Below are 20,892 nucleotides of genomic sequence, written 5' to 3'. Positions count from 1 at the left end.
CGAAAACCGCTCCTCACGCCTTCAAAAAACGCCTCACTAGCCCAACAAACAGAACTCGCTCCCCGTGCAAAACCCTCACAAGGGGAGAAGGGGGAACCGCGTCAGGCCCTCATGACCAGTCCAGAGCCCTTAGATATCCTCCTGCGCCCAGCTCTTGGCTCCGACGCCGCCGCCATCGCCAAACTCCTGCGCACGTCGCTCAATGCCTTCGACTGGATGCCGGTGCTGCATACGCCGGAGGAAGACCTGTTCTTCGTCCGCGACATCCTCCTGCCCGGACAGCAGGTGACGGTCGCCGTGACCAGAGAGAAGATCATCGGCTTCATTGCCGTCAACGGCGATTGGGTCGAGCAGCTCTATCTCGATCCGGCCTGGTCAGGCCAAGGCATCGGCAGCCGGCTGCTCGCCCAAGCCTCCGCCGTTATGCCGCTGATCAAATTGCACTGCTTCCAAGCCAATGCCACCGCCCGCCGTTTCTACGAGCGCCACGGCTTTCGCGCCGAAGCCTTCGGCGACGGCTCGGCCAATGAGGAAGGCCTGCCAGATATTCTCTATGTGCTCAGGCGCTGAGCCGAGCGGACGCTGTCCGCCGCCAAATCCCGCAGCAAGTTCAGCGCTTCCTCCGCCCGCTCCGCCGGTACAAACAGATGGTCGTGATAGAAGGCCGAGACCGGATTGACGCCCATGCCGGCTGCCGCCAGCCGCGTGGTGATGGCGGCGAGGAAGCCGACGGCTTCCAGCGAGGAGTGGACGTCGAGCGTGATCATCCGGCAGCGGAACGTTCCGGCAAGGCCGGCGGCCTTCGCCTGGCTCTCTGCCACGATCAGCGTCGTGCCCTCGCGCTCGATGAAGCGCATGATCGGCTCCACGCCCTCCGGCAAGAGTGCGCCGGGCGGCAAGGTCGCGAAGACATGGACTTCCGGGTGAAGCTGCGGCGTCATCGATGCCAGCAGCTTTCGCAGGTAGTCTCGCCGCCCATGTTTCCTTCCCTTCGTCTGGCGCTCGAAACGTCACGGTCCGGCGTCTGGACGACATGGCGATGTCGCTGGCGGCTGAGCCGCAGGTTCGTTATCGCCGTAGAGACATAAGGGCTCGTGAAGGCTCTAGTCTAGGCTTGATTCACCTACCGTTTGCGGATGTCCCAAGGGTGGCCCGGTAATCTCCATGTCGAACTCGGCCGCGACCGCCTTGATTGCCGCGAGGTCGCGCGGAATTTCCAGTCCCTGCGCGGCGACCGCCGGGAAAAAGCTTTCGAGGCCCCCCGGGGACAGAATGGCGATCCATCGAGCACGCTCGACGACGACGAACGTGTGCTCGACGCCAGCGGGAATGTGGAAGATCTCTCCGGCACCGCGTTCGTAGGCTTCCCCGGCACGCCAGAAGCGCAGCCGCCCTTGCAGGATGACGAAGAGTTCGTCGGATTTGGGATGGCGGTGACGCGGCGGTCCATCGCCCGGACCAGCATCGGATGCAAATGCGCCGAGCTTGCCGCCGGTCTCGCGCGCCGTCAGAAGCGCTTCGTAGTGCGTACCATTCCAGTCGGTTTGAGTACCAGGAACTGCCTGTGCCTGCATCTTTCGCCACATGTGGTTGATGTGAAGGTTGATGGCTCCGCGATAGCTACACGCTGGCCTCGAGCGGTCGCCTCGTATGAACATATGAGATGCGGCGGGGAATGGTTGTCAGCGAAGCCGGCTTCCGGCAAACTGCAAATCCCTTCAGGCGAGGGAGCGGTGACATCCGGCACACATGCACGACTTCGACGGCATGGTCGGGCAGATCTACGATGCGGCGGTCGAACCCGGCCGCTGGCCGCAAGTTCTAGAGACGCTATCGGATTTCCTCGAAGGCGCTGCCACCAAGCTCACGTTCCAGAACACAAGGACGTTGCGCAGCGAAGCAAATTCGGTGCGCATGCCACCCGAGGCGGACCTCACCTATGCGCGGTACTACTACAAGACCAACGTGTTCCTGCCGCGCATCGCCCGGCTGAGCGCGGGCACCCTGATCCCGATCTGGGACCTGCTCCCGCGCGAGGTCTACCGGCGCTCCGAGTTCTACAATGACTTCTGCCGGCCCGGCGACATGTGCCACTCGATTGGAGTCGTGCTGGCCAACGAGCCGGACACGCGCGTCGTGTTCACCTGCGGACGTGCCGAGTCGACAGGAGAGTTCGAGCCCGAGCACCTTGACCGGCTGCGCCGCATCGCGCCGCATCTGGTCCGCGCGGCGAGCGTGGGACTGCGCCTCTCACGTTCCGAGATCGCCAGGAGCGCCAATGTCGATGCGCTCGACCACGTTGCCCAGGGCGTGCTGATCGTGGCGGCAAACGGCGAGATCTTGTTCGCCAACCGGGCGGCCGAAGCGCTTCTCACCGAAGCGGACGGGATCAGGATCGAGAAATCTGCTCTGCGTGCAACCAAGCACGCGGATGCCGCACAATTCCAGCGGTTGATCGCCACGGCCGCGGAAAGGTCGGACGCCGTGGGAGGCGTAATGGCGCTCGCCCGGCCGGTGCCGCGCCGGCCGCTGAGCGTGCTGGTGGCGCCGCTGAAAATCGAGTCGACGTGGTTCGTGACCGGCCGGCCCGCCGCGATCGTATTCGTGGCCGATCCGGACAGCGCGCCGCGGACCGCGCAGGACCAGTTGCGCAATCTCTATCGGCTGACCCCGGCCGAGGCGGCCGTGGCCATAGCGATCGCCCGCGGCGAAGGGCTGCAGGCGGTCGCAGACGAGCTCAGCATCAGCCTGACCACGGCGCGCACTCACCTGCAACACGTGTTCGAAAAGACGGAGACGCGACGACAGGCGGAACTGGTGCGCCTCATCGCGGCGAGTGGCATTTACGACCGGTTGGCGGAACCCGCGCCGAAAAGTATCCGAACCCTGTAGGATCGCGGCCCCAAAGCGCGTCCTTGGCTCGACCTCAGCAGAGGAATCGAACCATCAGGAGGGAACATCCATGAGCATTTCCGAAGCTGCGCCTGCTTCAAAAGGCGCCTTGTGGACCGGGCGCGCGCTGAGCGCCGTCGTGATCCTGTTCATGATCTTCGATGGCGTCATCAAGCTGCCGCCGCTCGACATCGTCACGCAGACGATGGCGCAGCTCGGCTGGCCGGCCGACGCCTGTCGCGCGCCTGCTCGGCGTCATCGGGCTGATCTCGACCGCGCTCTATGCGCTGCCACGGACGTCGGTGCTCGGCGCCATCCTGCTCACCGCCTATATGGGCGGCGCGATTTCGACGCATGTGCGGATCGGCAACCCTCTGTTCTCGCACACGCTGTTCGGCGTCTATCTCGGCATCATCCTATGGGGCGGGCTTTATCTGCGCGATGCAAGAGTGCGGGCGCTGATCCCGTTCAGCCGATAGGAGGAAACCATAATGCTCGCCACCATTCTTATCATCCTGGTCATTATCATCGCGGCCGTGCTCGTCTATGCCGCGACGCGGCCGAACGATTTCGTCGTCAGCCGCTCGGCCAGCATCGAGGCACCGGCCGAGGCGATCTTTCCGCTGATCAACGATTTCCGGCGCTGGCCGGAATGGTCGCCCTTCGAAAAGCTCGACCCTCAGATGCGGCGCACGCTGTCCGGCGCCGACAGCGGCAAGGGCGCGGCCTATGCCTGGGAAGGCAATTCCAAGGCCGGAAAGGGCCGCATGGAGATCACCGCTTCGGTGCCGTCCTCGCAGGTGTCGCTCAAGCTAGACTTTGAAAAGCCGTTCCGGGCCAACAACATTGTCGACTTCTCGCTCTCGCCGTCCGGCGACGGCACGGCGGTCACCTGGGCCATGCGCGGCGCGAGGCCCTTCATCGCCAAGCTGATGGGCCTGTTCATGAATTTCGACAACCTCATCGGCAAGGATTTCGAGGCCGGGCTCGACAAGCTGAGACGTCTTGCCGAGCGGTGAAAGCCACAAGATTTCAACATGTTGGTGCTTATTTCCGTAGATCCGGCCGGCACATAGCCGGCCAATCTTCGCCATCGCCGGGATCAATTTAGCTGTTTGTGAGTTTAGGCCATGGCGGCGAGGACGGCGCTTGAGAGAGGAACAGCAATGAAGAAAGCAATTACCATTCTGGTGCTGACGATGGCCTTGGGCGCCTGCTCGCAGACGGAAAAGGGCGCGGCGGTCGGCGGCCTGGGCGGTGCGGCGGTCGGCGCGGCTGTTGCCAACGACCCGGTGCAAGGCGCGGTGGTCGGCGGCGCGGTCGGCGCGGTCGCCGGCGCGTTGATCGGCCATGCCAGCGAAAGCGGCCAGTGCCGTTATCGAGACCGTTACGGTCGCGTCTATGTGGCGCGCTGCCCGTCCGGCTACTGAGGATATCGGACCGGCCAAACAAAAACGGCGGGCACGTGCCCGCCGTTCTCTATCTCCTTGTTTTTACGCAATTCCGGACGGAAAACCGCTCACACTTTTCCTGGAATTGCTCTAAGCGAAAAGGACCGCAATCACTCGGCGGTGGCGGCTTCGGCCGGAGGGGCAGTCGCCGCGGCTGCTGCAGCGGCGGCGTCTTCCTGGGCCTTCTTCAGCAGCGCGGCGCGTTCCTGCGCCTTCTTGCCGGGCAGGGCCTTGTTCGGGTTCGAGCGGGCTTCGCGCTTGGCAAGGCCGGCCTCGTCGAGGAAACGCAGCACGCGGTCGGTCGGCTGGGCGCCGTGCGACAGCCAATGCTTGACGCGCTCGGCGTCCACCTTGACGCGCTCGCCGTCCTTCGGGAGCAGCGGGTTCCACGAGCCCAGCGACTCGATGAAACGGCCGTCGCGCGGCGAACGGGCGTCGGCAACGACGACGTGGTAGTAAGGACGCTTCTTCGAGCCCGCACGGGCCAGTCTGATCTTCAGTGCCATTCTTTTCTCCTAAAAGCTCTGATTTCGTTGATGTGGTTGCGGCTGGTTAGCCGGTTTTCGTCACGCCGTTGTTGGCGGCGATCTGTTCGTGGTGGCGGATGACCTCGCGGACGACGAAGTTCAGGAACTTCTCCGCGAAATCGGGGTCGAGATGCGCTTCCTTCGCCAGCTGGCGAAGGCGGGCGATCTGCTGCTGCTCGCGCGCCGGATCGGCGGGCGGCAGGCCATGCTCGGCCTTCAGCACGCCGACCGCCTTGGTGCAGCGGAAGCGTTCGGCCAGCATATGGATGAGGGCGGCGTCGATGTTGTCGATCGAAGCGCGGTAGCCAGCCAGGATGACGCGTGCGTCGGCCATGTCTTTCTCCTCGTTCATCGCCCCCTCACTTCTTCTTGCCGAGGCCCGGCAGCCCACCGCCGCCAAGACCTGGAAGACCCGGAAGCTTCATGCCGCCGGGCAGGCCGGGCAGTCCGCTGCCACCGGGAAGTCCGCCGGGCAAGCCGCCCGGCAGGCCCTTGCCAAGGCCGGCGGCCTGCGCCTGCTTCTGCAATGCCTCCAGCTGCTTTGGGTCCATCTTGGAAAGATCCGGCATACCGCCCATTCCACCGGGCATCATGCCGCCAAGGCCCATCTTCGAGGCAAGGCCGCCCATCATGCCTCGCATCAGGCCGCCGCCTTTGCCCTTGCCGCCCATCGCCTTCATCATGTCGGCCATGCCGCGATGCATCTTCAAGAGCTTGTTGATCTCGGCCGCGTCGGTGCCGGAGCCGGCGGCGATGCGCTTCTTGCGCGAGTGCTTCAGGATGTCGGGGTTGGCGCGCTCGGCCTTGGTCATCGAGGAGATGATGGCGAGCTGGCGGCCGAACATCTTGTCGTCGAGGCCGGCGGCGGCGAGCTGGTCCTTCATCTTGCCCATGCCGGGCATCATGCCCATGATGCCGCCCATGCCGCCCATCTTCGACATCTGTTGAAGCTGCTGGGCAAGGTCGTTCAGGTCGAACTTGCCCGACTGCATCTTCTTGGCCATCGCCGCCGCCTGCTCGGCGTCGATCGTCTCGGCGGCCTTCTCGACGAGGGAGACGATGTCCCCCATGCCGAGGATGCGGTCGGCGATGCGCTTGGGGTGGAATTCCTCCAGCCCGTCCATCTTCTCGCCGGTGCCGATGAGCTTGATCGGCTTGCCGGTGACGGCGCGCATCGAGAGCGCGGCGCCGCCGCGGCCGTCGCCGTCCATGCGGGTCAGCACCAGGCCGGTGATGCCGACGCGCTCGTCGAAGCTCTTCGCCAGATTGACGGCGTCCTGGCCGGTCAGCGAGTCGGCGACCAGCAGGATCTCGTGCGGGCTCGACACCTTCTTGATGTCGGCCATCTCGACCATCAGCGGCTCATCGATATGGGTGCGGCCGGCGGTGTCGAGGATGACGACGTCATGGCCGCCGAGCTTGGCCGCCTGAACGGCGCGCTTGGCGATGTCGATCGGGCTCTGGCCGGCAATGATCGGCAGCGTCGCGACCTTGGTCTGCTCGCCGAGCTGGCGCAGCTGCTCTTGTGCTGCGGGCCGCCGCGTGTCGAGCGAGGCCATCAGGACTTTCTTGTTCTGGCGCTCGGTCAGCCGCTTGGCGATCTTGGCCGAGGTCGTCGTCTTGCCGGAACCCTGCAGGCCGACCATCATGACGACGACAGGCGCCGGCGCGTTGAGGTCAATGGCGACGCCCTCGGCGCCGAGCATCTCGACCAGCTCGTCATGGACGATCTTGACGACCATCTGTCCGGGCTTGATCGACTTCAGCACCGCGGCGCCGACCGCCTTCTCGCGCACCTTGTCGGTGAAGGAGCGAACCACTTCCAGCGCGACGTCGGCCTCGAGCAGCGCACGGCGCACCTCGCGCAGGGCCGCCGAGACATCCGCCTCGGACAGCGCGCCGCGGCCGGTCAGGCCGTTCAGGATGGAGCCAAGGCGCTCTTGCAGGGACTCAAACATTGGTCAACCCGCCGCGCGAGAGCGCCTTGGATTCATATTGATCCCTGTCGGGCCGATGGCCCTCCACGCCTCTTGTGCGCTCCTGAAGTGATTCAAACATCTGCCGTCCTTCGATCTCGGTTCGGGTGTCGAACCGAGAGGTAGTGCGTTCGCGCCGGGTCGCCAAGCAAAAGCGCAAAGCCAAAAAGCACCCGGGGGCGCATCGCGCTGCCGGGTGTTGGCCTCCAGGATCTCTTTACAGCTCTTGCCTCAAAGAGGCTTCGGCGTCCTGGTCGGCTTTCGCGAAAGAAAACTCGTCGCGGAAATTCAGCGGCTCTAGACAGGAAAACGGCCGCGGAGTCAAGGCCAATGCATGTCGACCTTTAGATCCGGTCGGCGTCAGGATACTCCCAAACAAGGCCGCCACCGCGCTCTTCCATTGCTAAACTATCGGCTCCGACAATGGACCTGCGCCCTTCTAGGATTTCGATGGCAGCGACCCTCGTCTCGTCCACGTCGGTTCCGCATAAGGCCCAGGATTCGAGTGTCTCTTTGGTGCCGTCATCCGAGCACCGTCTGAGATGCACGCTGTACCAATGGACTATCTTCCCCATCCTTGCGCCAAGCGCCTGAGGCGTCGCGCGTGATGATCGGTTCAACTGGGTTTTCTCGTGGCAGCTCCTGCATAGCGCTAGGCATATCATGCGCGGTATGAGGAGAGCGAGCGCCATGTCGAAGGCTGCCTTATTCAGACTGAGACATCACCAAAAGTGAGCAGCGGTTTTGCGGCAACGACATGCATCAAAAACAAAGGCTCAAATTCGCGCAAAAACGCCGCGATTTGAGGTGCTCATCACTGGCTTTGCCTGTTCGCACCGACCCTGAGCGGCGAACGCCGATGCAAAAGCAACAACATCGTCAAAAGTGTGCTGACGATGCCGATGGCGGCGATGAGCACGGCGTCCCAGTTAGCCCAGCCGGGGCCTTCGAGCGGCTTGGCGTTGAGCAAGGCGAAGCCATTATAGCCCTCCTGGTGCGAGATCAGCAGGAAGCCGGTCAGGTTGTTGCCGAGATGGGCGCCGAAGCCGGCGCCGAGATTGCCGGTGACATGGACCAGCAGGGTGAGCAGCAGGGCAAAGATGCCGATCGAGATGAAGACGCTGGCATTGATGGCAAAAGTCGAGGCCGTGTTCCAATGCAGGGAGGTGAACAGCAACCCGGGCAGCACCGCCCAGATCCACGGGCTCCGGAAGCGATAGGCGAGGCCGCGCAGCAGGTAGCCGCGAAACAGCATCTCCTCCGACGAGGTCTGCAGGGAAGCGAGCAGCACGATCGGGATGAGGAAGAGCAGCCAGGACGAAAAGGCGATCGGTCCGCGCGTGATTTCCGGCTGCATCCAATAGAGCAGGACCTCGGAGAAGAGCGAGGTGATCAGCACCGCGATAAGGCCCTTGAGGAAATCGCCGCTCGCGATGCGGCGGCTGGCGCCGAACAGCGCGGACAGCGGTTCGCCGTGAACGAAGCGCATCGCCACCCACAGGCCGATCCAGATGCCGGCGAAAGAGGTCAGCGCGCTCAGGATGCCGACGGGCGAGGCAAGGAAGTCCTGCATGTACTGCCCGGTCGACGGGCCGGGCAAGTGCCAGACGATGTAGACATGGGTGCCGGCAAACAGCACCAGGGCCGTCATCGCCATCCAGAAGGCGATGACGATCGCCGACCCGATGAACAGACGAAGCAGATTGGTCTTGGCGTTCGGCGAGCGGCGATAGCCCTCGAAGGCGGCATTTTCGATCGTCACGCGGCTCCCCTGCCGAAGGCTGTGGGCATGCAATCTAGAAGATCGCCGGTTACCGCGCGATTACTTCAACGAGCTTCCTCGGGGTTTAGAAGTGGAAATCGTATCACGCAACGATACGTCTCTATCGACATCTGGCACGTATCGTTCTATGATACGCCTCAAGTGGGGCTCCGTTGATACGTTCGTTCAAAAACAAAACGACGGAGGCGGTTTCGGGCGGAAAGTCTCCGAAGGGATTTCCGTCGGACTTGGTTCGCGTGGCTCAACGAAAGCTGTTCATGCTGGACAATGCTGACGAGCTTGAGGACCTAAGAACGCCGCCGGGCAACCGGTTGGAAGCGCTGAAACGCGACCGTGCCGGCCAACACTCTATTCGCATCAATGATCAGTTCCGCATTTGCTTCCGGTGGGTAGACGGCGGTGCAGAGGACGTAGAGATAATCGACTATCATTAGGCGTTGCCCGCAATCAGAAAGGAAATGAAGATGGCTGCCAACATCTTCCCGCCAATTCACCCAGGCGAAATCCTTCGTGAGGAATATCTGGTCCCGCTTGGACTAAAACCATACACGTTGGCCAAGAAGCTGCATGTTCCCCGCACGCGCATTGAGCGCCTGGTGGGCGAAGCCACGCCGGTAACGCCGGACACGGCACTCCGCCTGGCCAAGTTCTTTGGCACGACGCCGCGGTTTTGGATGAACATGCAGGCGAGCTACGACCTCGCCGTGGAAGGTGAGGCAAAGAAAGCCGAGATCGACTCTATTGAACAGATGCAGGCGGCCTGAGCCGCCGGCACACAAAAGAGCGGCCGCCATCGCCGGCGGCCGCTCTTTTCATGGCGATCAAGCCCGATCAGCGCATCACATAGACGATGCGCCGCGTGCCCGGATCGACCAGTGCCGGCTGGTTGTTCACATAGACGTAGCGATACCGGTAATCCGGGATTTCGCGCAGCTCGACTGTGTCGGGCAGCGTCGCGCCGGTCACCACTTCACCTTCGAGATAAACCGGATCGACCCGGTGCGTGGTGACATAGGTGCCGACCTCGGCCGGCGGTCTGCCGATCGATTCGATGGCGTCATCGTTAGAGACGATGGCGCCGGTGTAAGTGTCCGTGGTGTAGACGTTATCGGTCGGCGGCGCCACAACGGCGATCTCGGCATTGGCCGGGCGGCGGGTCACGACGACACGGCTGCCGCCGAAATCGCCTGTCACATAGTCGGAATAGACCCAGCCTTTGCCGTCAGCCTCGGCGATGGTGCACCATTTGCTGCCTTCGATGCAGCCGTTAAGCGTGGCCGACTGGCCGGCCGCCAGCACGCCGATGACCGGATATTGCGGACCGGGGCCGGCCCGTACGTTCAAGTCGGTCACCGCCTGGACGGGGGTGTCGGCGAAAGCGGCGCCCGAGATAGTGAGCAGCGCACCGGCAAGCGCCGGAAACAACACGCGTTTCATGGTTTTCACTCCGTTTTCAACGCTCCCTGGATCAGGATGACGTTTCAGAGAGACGTCATCCTGATCCAGCTCCTTTGTTGGAGCATGATCTTTTCCGAAAACCGGTTCCCACTTTGGGGGATCATGCCCTAGGGCTCGGAAACGAAACAGAGGCCTATGCGTTCCGGCTAAAGTGCCCCGGCCGGCTCACGAATTGTTCCAGGCTTTTTCGGCGCGCCGGTCAGAAGGTCGTTCACGAAGGCCAGTTTTCGCGCTGTCACCTCGGAAATCACGAAGGGATAGAGGTCCGGCAGTCCCATGCAGCGGTTGATCGAATTGGAGGCTTCCGAAAGCACCAGCCAGCGGGCGAGGATTCTCTCGAACGGCTCCGGCACCGGATCTGGATCGGCAGGCGCCGGCTGCAAATTTCCGCCGGTATCGGCGCGCGGCAGGTTGCCGTCGCCGACAGTTTCCAGCCGGCCGAGCGGAAGATTCAGCGCATGCACCATCTCGAGCGTGTCGGTGATGTGGAGATGGTGCGCGAAGGTCTCGGCCCAATCCTCCCAGGGATGAGACGTGGCGTAGGCAGAGATGTGGCGCTGCTGCCAGTCCGGCGGCGCGCCGTTGACGTAGTAGGCCTGCAAGGCCTGCTCGTAGTCGGTCCGCTCGTCGCCGAAGAGCGCGCGGAAAGCCGAAAGATATGCGGGATCGTCACGGACCAGCCGGTCCCAATAATAGTGGCCGAGCTCATGGCGGAAATGGCCGAGCAAGGTGCGGTAGTTTTCGCCCATCTCGACGCGCCGGCGCTCGCGCTCGGCGGAATCGGCCTCGGCGACGTTGAGCGTGATCAATCCGTTGTCATGGCCGGTCAGGATGCGTTCCCCGCCCGGACCGGCGCCGATCGGGTCGGCGAGGAAGTCGAAGGCCAGACCGATCTCGTCGCCCGCGTCGGCCTTGGGCATAACCGGCAGGCCGAGGGCGAGCAGAGAGTAGACGGCACGCTTCTTCGCCGCTTCGACCCGTATCCAGCGCCGGCGGTTGCCGTCGATGGAAAGATCGGGAATCACCTGGTTGAGAGCGCAGGCGCGGCAGAACGCCCGGCCGTTCTCGGCGCGCCAGTTGCACGCGCATTCATCGGCGTTGTCGCATTGAAGGGCGCCGCCCTTGCCGCCGAGCACGAAGCTCGCCTGCTCCGGGTCGTAGAGGACCAGGCTGGAACAGCTCAGGCATTGGGCGTTCTCGAAATAAAGGCGGTGCCCGCAGTTTGGACAATCGAACAGCTTCATCAATCAACCCGTGGGGCCCATGCGTGGATGTGGGTTCGCCCCTAACGCCCGCCGGCGTCCGGCGTTCCAGTGCTACTTCGGCGAAAGCTGGGCAATAACCTGCCTGGCCACGCTTTCGCCCGAAAGCCTCGCCCCGCCGCAGGTCTGTATCAGCGGACCGGCGACATGCTCGCCGGCGAAGAAGATTTTCTCGGCAATAGGTTGCATCAGCGTCGCGCGCGCCTGCGAACGGCCCGGGCGTGCCGCCGCGTAGGCGCCGCGCACGAAGCGCTCCGCGCCCCAATTCGTCATCATGGCGCGGCCGACATGCTTCCTCACGTCGCCGCCGAAGATGCCGCACAGACGATCGACGACGAAATCGACGCCGGCTGCTTCGCCGGCGGCCGACATTTCCCAGGCGAAGTCGCCGCCGACGAAGCCGACCATCAGGTCGAGGTCGAAGGGAAAGCAGAGGAAATAGATGTCGTGCCTGGCCATGCGCTCGATCAGAAGGTCGTCGAAAGGCTCAAGGCCGAGCCTCGTGCCCTTGATCTCCACCGGCAGTTTGGTCAGCATGCCCATGGGCAGGTCGAAGAAGGCGCCGAAATGCGCGTCGGGCAGCGCGGGCGAGAACTCAATCTCCTCGAAGGCGAGCACCGCGGGCGAAGCGGTGACGATGACCGTCTTGGCGCGCACCGTGCCGCGGTCGGTGACGCAGGCGATCCCCGGCACATCCCAGAGGATCCTGCGCACCGGCGTCGACAGCTCGACCGGCACGTCGAAGCCGAAACGCGCCACCAGCGCGCCGAACCCTTCCTTGCTGAAAAAATTGGGATCGAGATCGGCGGCGGCCTGGAAGTCGCGGATCGAAATCTCGTCCTCGTCGGCGCCGAAATCCATCGGACCGGCGAAGGTGGCGGCCGCGCGCGGCGCATGGCCCTTTGCCATCAGCGCCGACAGCCGGTCGTCATCGCCCTGCTCGACCTGATGATTGGCGAGCAATTCGAACAGCTTGGCGTCGGCCGCCTTCATCTCGGCTTCTTCCTCCTCGCTCGCCTTGCGGTCGCGATAATAGAGGTGGTCGACATTCATGTCGTGGTGATGCAGCGTCCAGCCCGCGCTTTTGGCTTCCGGAAAATACGGGTTGCGGTCGGCGGCGTGCAGCCAGGCGCAGCCGATGTCGAAGGGCACGCCGAAATGTCGGTCGCTGGTCCAGGCACGGCCGCCGATCCGATCCATCGCCTCGAGGAGAAGGAAGGAAAGCCCGGCCGCACGAAGCGTTTTTGCCGCGGCAAGTCCCGCCGAACCGGCGCCAATGATCACGACGTCAACGTCTTTCATGAGGCAAGCCCGCCACACCCGATGGCCGATCGTAGGCAAATTGCCCTTCTTTCGCCAGTGTCGGGTGGCACGTCCCCGGTGGGGGCGGTGACAACCGGGCGTTTCGCTGGCAAATTCGCAACCGGGACGTGATTCAGGCAATTCAGGAGAACGAAATGGCATTTTTTGCCAAAGGAAGGATTTTGGCCGCGGCGGTGGTGGCGACGCTGGCGCTGGCGGCGGGCGCCGAGGCGGCTCCGAGCTGTGGCAAGAACGGCGCCGGGTTCGACGCCTGGAAACAGGATTTTGCCGACGAGGCCAGAGCCGAGGGTGTCGGCCAGAGGGGCCTGTCCGCGCTGGCGGGTGCCACCTACGCCACCAGGACGATCGCCGCCGACCGGGCGATCCACAAGGCGTTCAGCGGCTCGGTGGAAAGCTTCATGCAGCGCCGTGGCGCTTCCGCGATCATCTCCCGGGGCCGCGCGCTGAAGAAAGCAAACGCGGCGATGTTCGCCAATATCGAGCGCACCTATGGCGTGCCGCCGGGCGTGCTGCTCGCCATCTGGGGCATGGAAACCGGCTTCGGCGCCTCGATGGGGAACCAGAACACGGTTTCGGCGATCGTGACGCTCGCCTATGACTGCCGCCGCCCGGATTATTTCAGGCCGCATGCCATCGCCGCGCTGAAGCTTGTCGATCGCGGCGCGCTCAGCGCCTCCTCCGTCGGCGCCATGCATGGCGAGATCGGCCACACCCAGTTCCTGCCTGGAAACGTGCTGAAATACGGCGTGGGCAGCGGAAACCTGCGCGACCGCAACACCGCGCTCGCTTCGACCGCCAACTTCCTCAAGGGCCATGGCTGGCAGGGCGGCGCGAGCTACGAGGCCAATATGGGCGCAATCGCCGGCTGGAACTCGGCAAGCGTCTATCAGCAGGCCATCGCCCGCATCGCCGAGGCGATTGACGCCGACTGATTGAATTACTCCTATTCCAACGAAAAGCCCGGCTCGAGCCGGGCTTTTCGTTCAGTTGGGGTCAAAACAAGATCACCCCCACAGCCAGGGCCCATCTCTCGCCCTCAATAATGCGCGTAGCCGCTCAACGGGCATTTCTGCGAAATGGGAACCTGGAACGCGCCGTCAATACCGCTGCAGTTGCGGAACCGGGACGATCGTGGCGCTGAGGCCGGCTTCGCGCTGCCCCTGGTGTCCATTTCTGTTGGTTGGTCGGCACGCGCGTAGCCGCTCAACGGGCATTGCTGCGAAATGGGAACTTGGAAAGCGCCGACAATACCGGTGCAATTACGGTACCGGGATGACCGTGGCGCAGGCGCGCGTAGGCGCGGGCTCCTTCGACTTGCCCTTGATGACCAACCAGATTTCGGTCGGTTGGTCGAGCTGCAGCCTGTTTATGTCGGAGTAGCTGATCCGCCCGCCGCGTACCCCCTCGGCTATGCGCTGGCAGAACAAGGCCGGCATGCGCTCTTGCGAGACGCCCATGAAAGAGGCGATTTCGTGCTTGAACGTGATGCTCCATAAATGGACAGCAGAGATGCACCCGTCCAAATTAGCCTCAGGCGCCTGCTTCGTGCCTGCTTGCGAGGGCCCGCACGTAATCAAGGTCAACGCCGCCGCAACCAGAAGAGAAATACTATTTTTCACTGTCAAAACTCCCCGCATCCCACTGGCGAACTTAATTAGAGCGGCGGAAAGGTCAAATGATAATTTCTCTGAAGTGGTCTGAACTTTTCTTATATTAGCTATGTGAAATAAAAACCCGGCGTTTCCGCCGGGTCGTTTGATCGCTGCCGTATCGGCAAAATATATCAGTGCTTGCGGTTTCTCGCCGCAAGCGTCCTCAGCCGAAGTCCGTTCAGCCGGATAAAGCCTTCCGCGTCCTTCTGGTCGTAGGCGCCACGGTCGTCCTCGAAGGTGACCAGCGCATCGGAATAGAGTGTCTTCTTCGACTTGCGGCCGGTGACGATGACATTGCCCTTGTAGAGCTTCAGCCGCACCGTGCCTTCGACGTCTTCCTGGCTCTTGTCGATCATGGCCTGCAGCATGACGCGCTCGGGCGAGAACCAGAAGCCGTTGTAGATGAGCTCGGCATAGCGCGGCATGAACTCGTCCTTGAGGTGGGCCGCGCCGCGATCGAGGGTGATCGATTCGATGGCGCGATGGGCGGCGATCAGGATGGTGCCGCCGGGGGTCTCGTAGACGCCGCGCGACTTCATGCCGACGAAACGGTTTTCGACGAGGTCGAGGCGGCCGATGCCGTTGTCGCGGCCGAGGTCGTTCAGCGCCGCCAGCATGGTGGCCGGCGACAGCTTCTTGCCGTTGAGCGCGACCGGATCGCCCTTCAGGAACTCGATCTCGATCTCGGTGACGACATCGGGCGCGTCCATCGGAGAGACGGTGCGCTGATGCACGAATTCCGGCGGCTCGCTCCACGGATCCTCAAGCACCTTGCCCTCGGAGGAGGAGTGCAGAAGGTTGGCGTCGACCGAGAAGGGCGCGTCGCCGCGCTTGTCCTTCGGCACCGGGATCTGGTGCTGCTCGGCGAAGTTGAGCAGATCGGTGCGCGACTTGAACGACCAGTCGCGCCACGGCGCGATGACCTTGATATCGGGGTTGAGCGCGTAAGCCGACAATTCGAAGCGGACCTGGTCGTTGCCCTTGCCGGTGGCGCCATGCGCGATCGCGTCGGCGCCGGTTTCCTTGGCGATCTCGACCAGGTGCTTGGAGATCAGCGGCCGCGCGATCGAGGTGCCGAGCAGATAGGTGCCTTCATAGACGGCGTTGGCGCGGAACATCGGAAAGACGAAGTCGGCGACGAACTCCTCGCGCACATCGACGATGCGGATGTCCTTGATGCCCATCATCTCGGCCTTGCGGCGCGCCGGCTCCAGCTCGCCGCCCTGGCCGAGATCGGCGGTGAAGGTGACGACCTCGGCGCCGAGCTCGGTCTGCAGCCATTTCAGGATGATGGAGGTGTCGAGGCCGCCGGAATAGGCGAGCACGACTTTCTTGACGTTCTTGATCTTGGACATTTTGGCGGTTCCGCGGGAAAAGTTTCGCGGGCGAGGTATCACGGCCCTTCCGGGCGGCGCAAGAGACGAAGGGGCGCAGGGTTATGACGCAGGCTGGGCCATATGTTTGCCGGGGCAGACGCTGGCGAAGCAAAGGACGCCGCGTTATAGGCTGCGCGACCCCATTTCGAGGTGGCCCATGTCCTTTATTCCCGATACAGCCACGCTGATCCAGTTCGCCATCGCCACCATCATCCTGGCGATCACGCCGGGGCCGGACATGACGCTGTTCGTCTCGCGCACGCTGAGCCAGGGCCGCGCCACCGGCTTCGCCTCCCTGGCCGGCGCGCTCTGCGGCACGCTGATCCACACCACGCTGGTGGTGGTCGGCATCTCGGCGCTGATCGTCGCCTCGCCGACGGCTTTTTTCGCCCTGAAGATTTTCGGCGCCGGCTATCTGGTGTTCCTGGCCTTTCAGGCGATGACGAAGGGCTCGGCCTTCTCGCCGGAGAAGCGGACAGGACCGCAAGTCTCGCTCTTCCGCAGCTGGGCGGCAGGGCTCGGCATCAACCTGCTCAACCCTAAGATCATTCTGTTCTTCATGACCTTCCTGCCGCAATTCGTCTCCGCGCATGATCCCAACGCGTCCGGAAAGCTGCTTTTCCTCGGCGTGATGTTCGTCGTGCTGTCGACCCCAGTGACCGTGCCGATGGTGCTCGCGGCGGAGAAGTTCTCGGCGGCGATGAAGGCCAGCCCGCGTATGACGCGCGTGCTCGACTATCTGTTCGGTGGCGTGTTCTCGGCCTTCGCGCTCAAGATCCTGACCGCGCAGGCGAAGTAGCTGTCGCTCGGCGCTTGCGGCAATCGGCAAGGCTTCAGCGATATATCTTCACCGCATGCCGGGCCAGGGCGATCGTCGCCGCGGCGGCGATGAGCGCGCAGACGCCAGGCCACCCCCAATGGCTGTAGATCTTGACGCCGATCCACGAGCCGGCGCTGCCGCCGAGGAAAACGCAAGTCATATAAGCCGTGTTGAGCCTGCTGCGGGCGTCGGGCCGGATCGCGAAGACACGCGCCTGGTTGGCGGTTTGACCGCTTTGCACGGCGATGTCGAGAAGCAGCATGCCCGCCGTGAGCGCCAGCAGGCCTGTTATTCCGCCAAGCCCGCCGCCGAGCAGGACGATCGCCGCCGCGATGCCGGTGAAAAAGGCGAGCGGGCTGACGACGTCGGGGCCCTTGCGGTCGATCAGCCGGCCGACGATCGGCGTGCAGAACACGCTGGCCGCGCCGACCAGCGCGATCAGCCCGACCGCCTGGCCGCCGAGATGATATAGCGTTCCGCCGAGCAGCAGGGCCAGGCTTGTCCAGGCGGCGGTGAAGCCGCCGAACATGAGCGCCTGGTAGAGGCAGGAGCGGCGCAGCTCCGGCTCATTGCGAAAGAGGATGAACGCCGCCGCGACCAGCGAAGGATAACGCTGCGACGATGTCGGCGCCGTCCTCGGCAACACCAGGCCGAGCAGAACGGCGAAAGCGAACAGCGCTGCCGCGGCGACGAAATAAGGTCCGCGCCAGCCGAGATGCTCGCCGAGAAAGCCGCCGAAGGTGCGGGCCAGAAGAATGCCGGCCAGCAATCCGCTGAGCAGCGTGCCGGTGACCGCGCCGCGCCGCGCCGGCGGCATCAGTCCGGCCGCCATCGGCAGCAGGATCTGCGGCACCACGGTGGTGATGCCCGTCGCCATGCGCGCGACGGCAAGCACCGGCAGCGTCTGCGCCTGGCTGGCGATCAGCAGAGCGGCGGCCGTCAGCGTCAGCAAGGTCGCTACAAGCGGACGATGCGGCAGCCGGTCGCCCAGCGGCACCAGCAGCAGAAGGCCAAGCGCATAGCCAAGTTGGGCGGTGGTGACGACCAGGGCCGCCGCGTCGGCGGAAACGCTGAGATCGGACGCAATCAGCAGCGTTATCGCCTGCGGGAAGTAAATGGTGGCAACGCTTACGCCGCAGGCAACAGAGAGGATGAACAGCAGGCCGGCACCGAGGCCGGAAGGACTGCGCTCGGCCGGTTGATCGAGCCGTTCGGCCACGGCGGCGGCCGAGCCGCCATTCATTTCGCCTTCCGCCATGGCCCTGCTCCTGTCGGTACGGTTCTGCCAGAGCAATTCCCGGAAAAATGTGTGCGGCTAAGTTCGGCGCCTGCGCCGTAACCTTCCGTCCGGAATTGCGTAACAACAAAGGGACAGAGCGGTTCGCCGTTTCGATGAAACGGTGAAACGCTCCGGCGTGGCGGGCTGAAGTCGATACGCGCAGCCCGTTCAACCGGCTGGGTTTTGGCATGATCTGCCGCGGAACGGTCCGCAACTTTTCGTCATCGGTTCAAGATTCCGCGTCGGGCAGCGGATCTCGGCGCCAGCTTCCGGCCCAGCGGCCGGCGAAGAGCCAGTAGAAGATGCCGCCGACCATGCCGGAGCCGATCAGCGCCAGCCTCACGCTGTTGTCGGTGACGTCGAAGTCGCTATCGCCGATCCTGTGCGCGAAGCCGAGGAAGACGACGGCGATGACGGCGCCGCCCAGCGCGTAAAACAGCCAGTCGCGCCGACCAAGCAGCTCGGCCGCCAGGATCACGACAGCCGCCGGCATGAAGGCGAAATAGGCGACGAACAGCGCCACGAAAGGCACCGAGAAATAGAGAGCGGGGGCGATCGTCGGGTGTCCAGGCCCCGGCGCATAGCCGAAATAGCCGAGGAAAAGCGCGTTGAGGAAGGCGCTCGCCGCCAGCGATCCGACGAGATAGCCGAACAAGATGACGGCGAGGCGGACGAGATAGGCGATGATGCGCCTCATGCCCAAAACCACTGTCTGTTGCTCGGCAGAGATCGTCTGACCAATGCCCAGTAAGCAAAGCCACCAGCGAAACCACCTGGGACACAGGGCAACAATATTTTTAAGGGCATTTCCAACAGGGGTATCCGCGGCGGAAGGGGGTCGAGCATCTGAAGTCCGAGATCGAAGATTGCCAGGGCAAGGATGGCGTCGAGGACGCCGGCGCATGCGTATGGCAGCCAGCCAACCCAGCCAGCTGGGCGCGCGACGAACAGCGTCAAAAACCGGGCAGCGCCGTCGGAAATGTGATCGCCAGCCCTACCGAATAAATGTCGACCAGCTGGCGACTGTTAGCATAAATCGATCCCCATGCGCCATCATCGGGCAGGGTGCTGGGTGCCATCATGACAAACACAGTGACGGCGGCCGCGATCAAAACGGCGGCGAGATAGCCCATACAGGCGAGAGCGATGCGACCCCAGGGGAGATCGCTCACGCCTCGCCGTGCCCCGCGATCATCATGGCTTCGAGCGCCAGCCGGTCGACCTTGCGCATGCGCTCGGACTCCGACTTGAGCTGCCCGCAGGCGGCGAGGATGTCGCGGCCGCGCGGCGTGCGGATCGGCGAGGCGTAGCCGGCATTGTTTATGTAGTCGGCAAACTTCTCGATCGTCTCCCAGTCCGAGCACTGGTAGTTGGTGCCGGGCCACGGGTTGAACGGGATCAGGTTGATCTTGGCGGGAATGCCCTTCAAGAGCTTGACCAGCGCCTTGGCGTCGTCGAGGGAATCGTTGACGTCCTTCAGCATCACATATTCGAAGGTGATGCGCTTGGCGTTGGAGAGGCCGGGATAGCCCTTGCAGGCGGCGATCAGCTCCTTCAGCGGGAACTTCTTGTTGATCGGCACGAGAAGGTCGCGCAGGTCGTCATTGGTGGCGTGCAGCGAGATCGCCAGCATCACGCCGATCTCCTCGCCGGTGCGGGCGATCTCGGGCACCACGCCCGAGGTCGACAGCGTGATGCGGCGCTTCGACAGCGAAAGGCCGTCGCCGTCGGAGGCGATCAGCAGCGCCTTCTTCACCGCCTCGAAATTGTAGAGCGGCTCGCCCATGCCCATCATGACGATGTTGGACACCTTGCGGCCTTCGGCCGGCACGATAGCGCCGTCCGGCGTGTCGCGGTCGGGGAAGTCGCCCAGGCGGTCGCGCGCGGTCAGCAGCTGCGCCAGGATCTCCTCGGTGGTGAGGTTGCGCACCAGCTTCTGCGTGCCGGTGTGGCAGAAGGAGCAGGTCAGCGTGCAGCCGACCTGCGAGGAGATGCAGAGCGTGCCGCGGCCTTCCTCCGGGATGTAGACGGTCTCGATCTCGACCGGGCGGCCGGCGCCGCGCGGCGGAAAGCGGAACAGCCACTTGCGCGTGCCGTCTGCGGAGATCTGCTCCTCGACGATTTCGGGCCGCGCGACGGTGAAATGCTTGTCGAGCGCGGCGCGCAGGTCCTTGGAGATGTTGAACATATGCGCGAAGTCGGAGACGCCGCGCACATACATCCAATGCCAGAGCTGCTGGGCGCGCATTTTCGCCTGACGCTCGGGCACGATGCCGGCGGCGACAAGGGCTTCGCCGAGCTCGGCGCGGGTCAGGCCGATCAGCGACGGCTTCTCGGCCGGTGTTGCGCGGCGCAAGGTGTCACGGGCGCCTTCGGCGGTAAGGTCAAGCGAAACGGTCATGGTGGCGCCAATATAAGCGATTTGCGGCCGATTTCAGCATCGGCCGAACAGGAAGCGCGGCGCATAGCACAGGTTGATGGCGGAGTCATGCGGCTGAGCTTTCCTTCTCCCACAAGGCCGGCTGCCGTCATGAAATCCGATCACATATTCGTGTTGGCGTAACCATTCGCATTGCGTCGGCGAACCGGAAGGGGGCGACCATGCCCCTCAACAATGGGAGTTGTTCAGATGCACTCGATCAAGTTCGCACTCATTGCCGGCCTCGCTGGTCTTTGCGCCTCGCAGGCCTTGGCCGAAGACACGATGGGCGCCATGACGATGATGAAGGGCGGCCAGGTGACCGCGATCATGCCGGACGGTCACATGGGCACCATGATGCCGGACGCCAAGATGAGCGCCGAAATGATGAAAATGGCCAAGCCGATCAAGCACTGCATGATGATGATCACCGACGCCAAAGGCAAAGCCTATATGATCGACACGTCGACCAAGAAGGCCCAGGCCGAATGTGAAAAAATGGCGATGTGACCTCGCCGATCCCACTTGCCGCCTCCCGCCGGCCGGTTCGCCGGCGGGCCATCCGATCAAATCTCCCCGATCACATCTCCTTGAGCGCCGTTCCTGGACGTTGTCGGCATAGCGTCAGGCTCGCCCTCGCGGGTTGATCGGCTCCGTCATTGTGCTAGGCCGGT

At 63.7% G+C, this 20,892-nt stretch carries 25 protein-coding genes and 1 pseudogene; 11 read left to right on the top strand and 15 right to left on the bottom strand.

Translation table 11 applies throughout. From position 1 onward, the window contains the following. Positions 1-570 (top strand): GNAT family N-acetyltransferase (locus CK230_RS29700; RefSeq protein ID WP_245430093.1); only part of this gene is annotated, 570 nt, incomplete at its 5' end. On the opposite strand, the gene CK230_RS29695 is transcribed toward CK230_RS29700, so the two are convergent. After that, positions 552-962 (bottom strand): ACT domain-containing protein, encoded by a 411-nt coding sequence (locus tag CK230_RS29695; RefSeq protein WP_280952577.1) that lies wholly within the window; start codon positions 960-962, stop codon positions 552-554. The two genes, CK230_RS29700 and CK230_RS29695, sit on opposite strands and share 19 nt — an antisense overlap. 141 nt (positions 963-1,103) lie before the next feature. Beyond that, complete coding sequence (locus tag CK230_RS29690) at positions 1,104-1,574, bottom strand: cupin domain-containing protein (RefSeq protein WP_176480274.1); 471 nt, start codon at positions 1,572-1,574, stop codon at positions 1,104-1,106. Between the two features lie 175 nt (positions 1,575-1,749). On the opposite strand from CK230_RS29690, the gene CK230_RS29685 reads away from it, so the two are divergent. The 4 genes and pseudogenes from CK230_RS29685 (at position 1,750) to CK230_RS29670 (ending at position 4,322) form a co-directional block, all read left to right on the top strand. Then, on the top strand, positions 1,750-2,892 hold the full coding sequence (locus CK230_RS29685; protein WP_095820336.1) for a LuxR C-terminal-related transcriptional regulator: 1,143 nt from the start codon (positions 1,750-1,752) through the stop codon (positions 2,890-2,892). Between the two features lie 70 nt (positions 2,893-2,962). Continuing rightward, positions 2,963-3,371, top strand: a pseudogene (locus CK230_RS29680) (DoxX family protein). Between the two features lie 12 nt (positions 3,372-3,383). Next, the gene (locus tag CK230_RS29675) at positions 3,384-3,911 is read left to right on the top strand and encodes an SRPBCC family protein (protein WP_095820335.1); all 528 of its coding nucleotides are present in this window, start codon (positions 3,384-3,386) and stop codon (positions 3,909-3,911) included. A gap of 147 nt (positions 3,912-4,058) precedes the next feature. Further along, positions 4,059-4,322, top strand: a complete 264-nt coding sequence (locus CK230_RS29670) for a YMGG-like glycine zipper-containing protein (RefSeq protein WP_095820334.1) — start codon at positions 4,059-4,061, stop codon at positions 4,320-4,322. Between the two features lie 131 nt (positions 4,323-4,453). Here CK230_RS29670 and rpsP read toward each other — a convergent pair whose 3' ends face one another. The 4 genes from rpsP to CK230_RS29640 form a co-directional block, all read right to left on the bottom strand. Further along, entirely contained in the window at positions 4,454-4,849 is a 396-nt protein-coding gene (gene rpsP, locus CK230_RS29665) for a 30S ribosomal protein S16 (protein ID WP_095820333.1), read from the bottom strand. 46 nt (positions 4,850-4,895) lie between these two features. After that, the gene (locus CK230_RS29660; RefSeq protein WP_095820332.1) at positions 4,896-5,222 is read right to left on the bottom strand and encodes a chorismate mutase; all 327 of its coding nucleotides are present in this window, start codon (positions 5,220-5,222) and stop codon (positions 4,896-4,898) included. 7 nt (positions 5,223-5,229) lie between these two features. Then, positions 5,230-6,828, bottom strand: coding sequence for a signal recognition particle protein (ffh, locus tag CK230_RS29655; RefSeq protein ID WP_095820331.1), 1,599 nt, complete (start codon positions 6,826-6,828; stop codon positions 5,230-5,232). Between the two features lie 832 nt (positions 6,829-7,660). Next, complete coding sequence (locus CK230_RS29640) at positions 7,661-8,608, bottom strand: type II CAAX endopeptidase family protein (RefSeq protein ID WP_095820329.1); 948 nt, start codon at positions 8,606-8,608, stop codon at positions 7,661-7,663. Positions 8,609-8,781: 173 nt separating this feature from the next. Here CK230_RS29640 and CK230_RS29635 point away from each other — a divergent pair, with 173 nt between their 5' ends. Then, the gene (locus CK230_RS29635) at positions 8,782-9,063 is read left to right on the top strand and encodes a type II toxin-antitoxin system RelE/ParE family toxin (protein WP_095820328.1); all 282 of its coding nucleotides are present in this window, start codon (positions 8,782-8,784) and stop codon (positions 9,061-9,063) included. A 30-nt stretch (positions 9,064-9,093) separates the two neighbouring features. After that, the gene (locus tag CK230_RS29630; RefSeq protein ID WP_095820348.1) at positions 9,094-9,393 is read left to right on the top strand and encodes a HigA family addiction module antitoxin; all 300 of its coding nucleotides are present in this window, start codon (positions 9,094-9,096) and stop codon (positions 9,391-9,393) included. A gap of 67 nt (positions 9,394-9,460) precedes the next feature. Here CK230_RS29630 and CK230_RS29625 read toward each other — a convergent pair whose 3' ends face one another. The 3 genes from CK230_RS29625 to CK230_RS29615 all read right to left on the bottom strand — a co-directional run bounded on the left by CK230_RS29625 (position 9,461) and on the right by CK230_RS29615 (position 12,651). Continuing rightward, positions 9,461-10,066 carry a DUF1236 domain-containing protein gene (locus CK230_RS29625; protein WP_095820327.1) on the bottom strand — a complete coding sequence of 202 codons (606 nt, stop codon included), beginning with the start codon at positions 10,064-10,066 and terminating at the stop codon, positions 9,461-9,463. A 167-nt stretch (positions 10,067-10,233) separates the two neighbouring features. After that, on the bottom strand, positions 10,234-11,331 hold the full coding sequence (locus CK230_RS29620; RefSeq protein ID WP_095820326.1) for a putative zinc-binding metallopeptidase: 1,098 nt from the start codon (positions 11,329-11,331) through the stop codon (positions 10,234-10,236). A 72-nt stretch (positions 11,332-11,403) separates the two neighbouring features. Beyond that, positions 11,404-12,651: an NAD(P)/FAD-dependent oxidoreductase gene (locus CK230_RS29615; RefSeq protein WP_095820325.1), complete on the bottom strand. Its 1,248-nt coding sequence runs from the start codon at positions 12,649-12,651 to the stop codon at positions 11,404-11,406. 155 nt (positions 12,652-12,806) lie between these two features. Between CK230_RS29615 and CK230_RS29610 the strand changes: the two genes are divergently transcribed. Further along, positions 12,807-13,604, top strand: coding sequence for a lytic transglycosylase domain-containing protein (locus CK230_RS29610; protein WP_095820324.1), 798 nt, complete (start codon positions 12,807-12,809; stop codon positions 13,602-13,604). Between the two features lie 327 nt (positions 13,605-13,931). Here the strand turns inward: CK230_RS29610 and CK230_RS33870 are convergent, their stop codons facing one another. After that, complete coding sequence (locus tag CK230_RS33870; protein WP_245430092.1) at positions 13,932-14,129, bottom strand: hypothetical protein; 198 nt, start codon at positions 14,127-14,129, stop codon at positions 13,932-13,934. Between CK230_RS33870 and CK230_RS33865 the strand changes: the two genes are divergently transcribed. After that, on the top strand, positions 14,128-14,373 hold the full coding sequence (locus CK230_RS33865) for a hypothetical protein (protein WP_245430091.1): 246 nt from the start codon (positions 14,128-14,130) through the stop codon (positions 14,371-14,373). The two genes, CK230_RS33870 and CK230_RS33865, sit on opposite strands and share 2 nt — an antisense overlap. Positions 14,374-14,455: 82 nt before the next feature. Here CK230_RS33865 and CK230_RS29600 read toward each other — a convergent pair whose 3' ends face one another. Continuing rightward, positions 14,456-15,679 carry an argininosuccinate synthase gene (locus CK230_RS29600; protein ID WP_095820323.1) on the bottom strand — a complete coding sequence of 408 codons (1,224 nt, stop codon included), beginning with the start codon at positions 15,677-15,679 and terminating at the stop codon, positions 14,456-14,458. Positions 15,680-15,857: 178 nt separating this feature from the next. Here CK230_RS29600 and CK230_RS29595 point away from each other — a divergent pair, with 178 nt between their 5' ends. Beyond that, complete coding sequence (locus tag CK230_RS29595) at positions 15,858-16,499, top strand: LysE family translocator (RefSeq protein WP_095820322.1); 642 nt, start codon at positions 15,858-15,860, stop codon at positions 16,497-16,499. A 34-nt stretch (positions 16,500-16,533) separates the two neighbouring features. Here CK230_RS29595 and CK230_RS29590 read toward each other — a convergent pair whose 3' ends face one another. From CK230_RS29590 to rlmN, 4 genes are all read right to left on the bottom strand, one after another. Continuing rightward, positions 16,534-17,778, bottom strand: a complete 1,245-nt coding sequence (locus tag CK230_RS29590; protein ID WP_210201499.1) for an MFS transporter — start codon at positions 17,776-17,778, stop codon at positions 16,534-16,536. Positions 17,779-18,028: 250 nt separating this feature from the next. Beyond that, positions 18,029-18,496: a hypothetical protein gene (locus CK230_RS29585; protein ID WP_095820321.1), complete on the bottom strand. Its 468-nt coding sequence runs from the start codon at positions 18,494-18,496 to the stop codon at positions 18,029-18,031. A 256-nt stretch (positions 18,497-18,752) separates the two neighbouring features. Then, on the bottom strand, positions 18,753-18,971 hold the full coding sequence (locus CK230_RS29580) for a hypothetical protein (protein WP_141246139.1): 219 nt from the start codon (positions 18,969-18,971) through the stop codon (positions 18,753-18,755). Further along, positions 18,968-20,200, bottom strand: a complete 1,233-nt coding sequence (rlmN, locus tag CK230_RS29575) for a 23S rRNA (adenine(2503)-C(2))-methyltransferase RlmN (protein WP_095820319.1) — start codon at positions 20,198-20,200, stop codon at positions 18,968-18,970. The genes CK230_RS29580 and rlmN overlap by 4 nt, the downstream gene beginning before the upstream one ends. A gap of 228 nt (positions 20,201-20,428) precedes the next feature. Here rlmN and CK230_RS29570 point away from each other — a divergent pair, with 228 nt between their 5' ends. After that, on the top strand, positions 20,429-20,728 hold the full coding sequence (locus CK230_RS29570; RefSeq protein ID WP_095820318.1) for a hypothetical protein: 300 nt from the start codon (positions 20,429-20,431) through the stop codon (positions 20,726-20,728). Positions 20,729-20,892 lie beyond the last annotated feature (164 nt).

This window comes from Mesorhizobium sp. WSM3859 (assembly GCF_002295065.1).
Taxonomy (GTDB): domain Bacteria; phylum Pseudomonadota; class Alphaproteobacteria; order Rhizobiales; family Rhizobiaceae; genus Mesorhizobium.
Note: the sequence above shows the minus strand (reverse complement) of the source record. Positions and strands in the feature narration are given on the sequence as shown.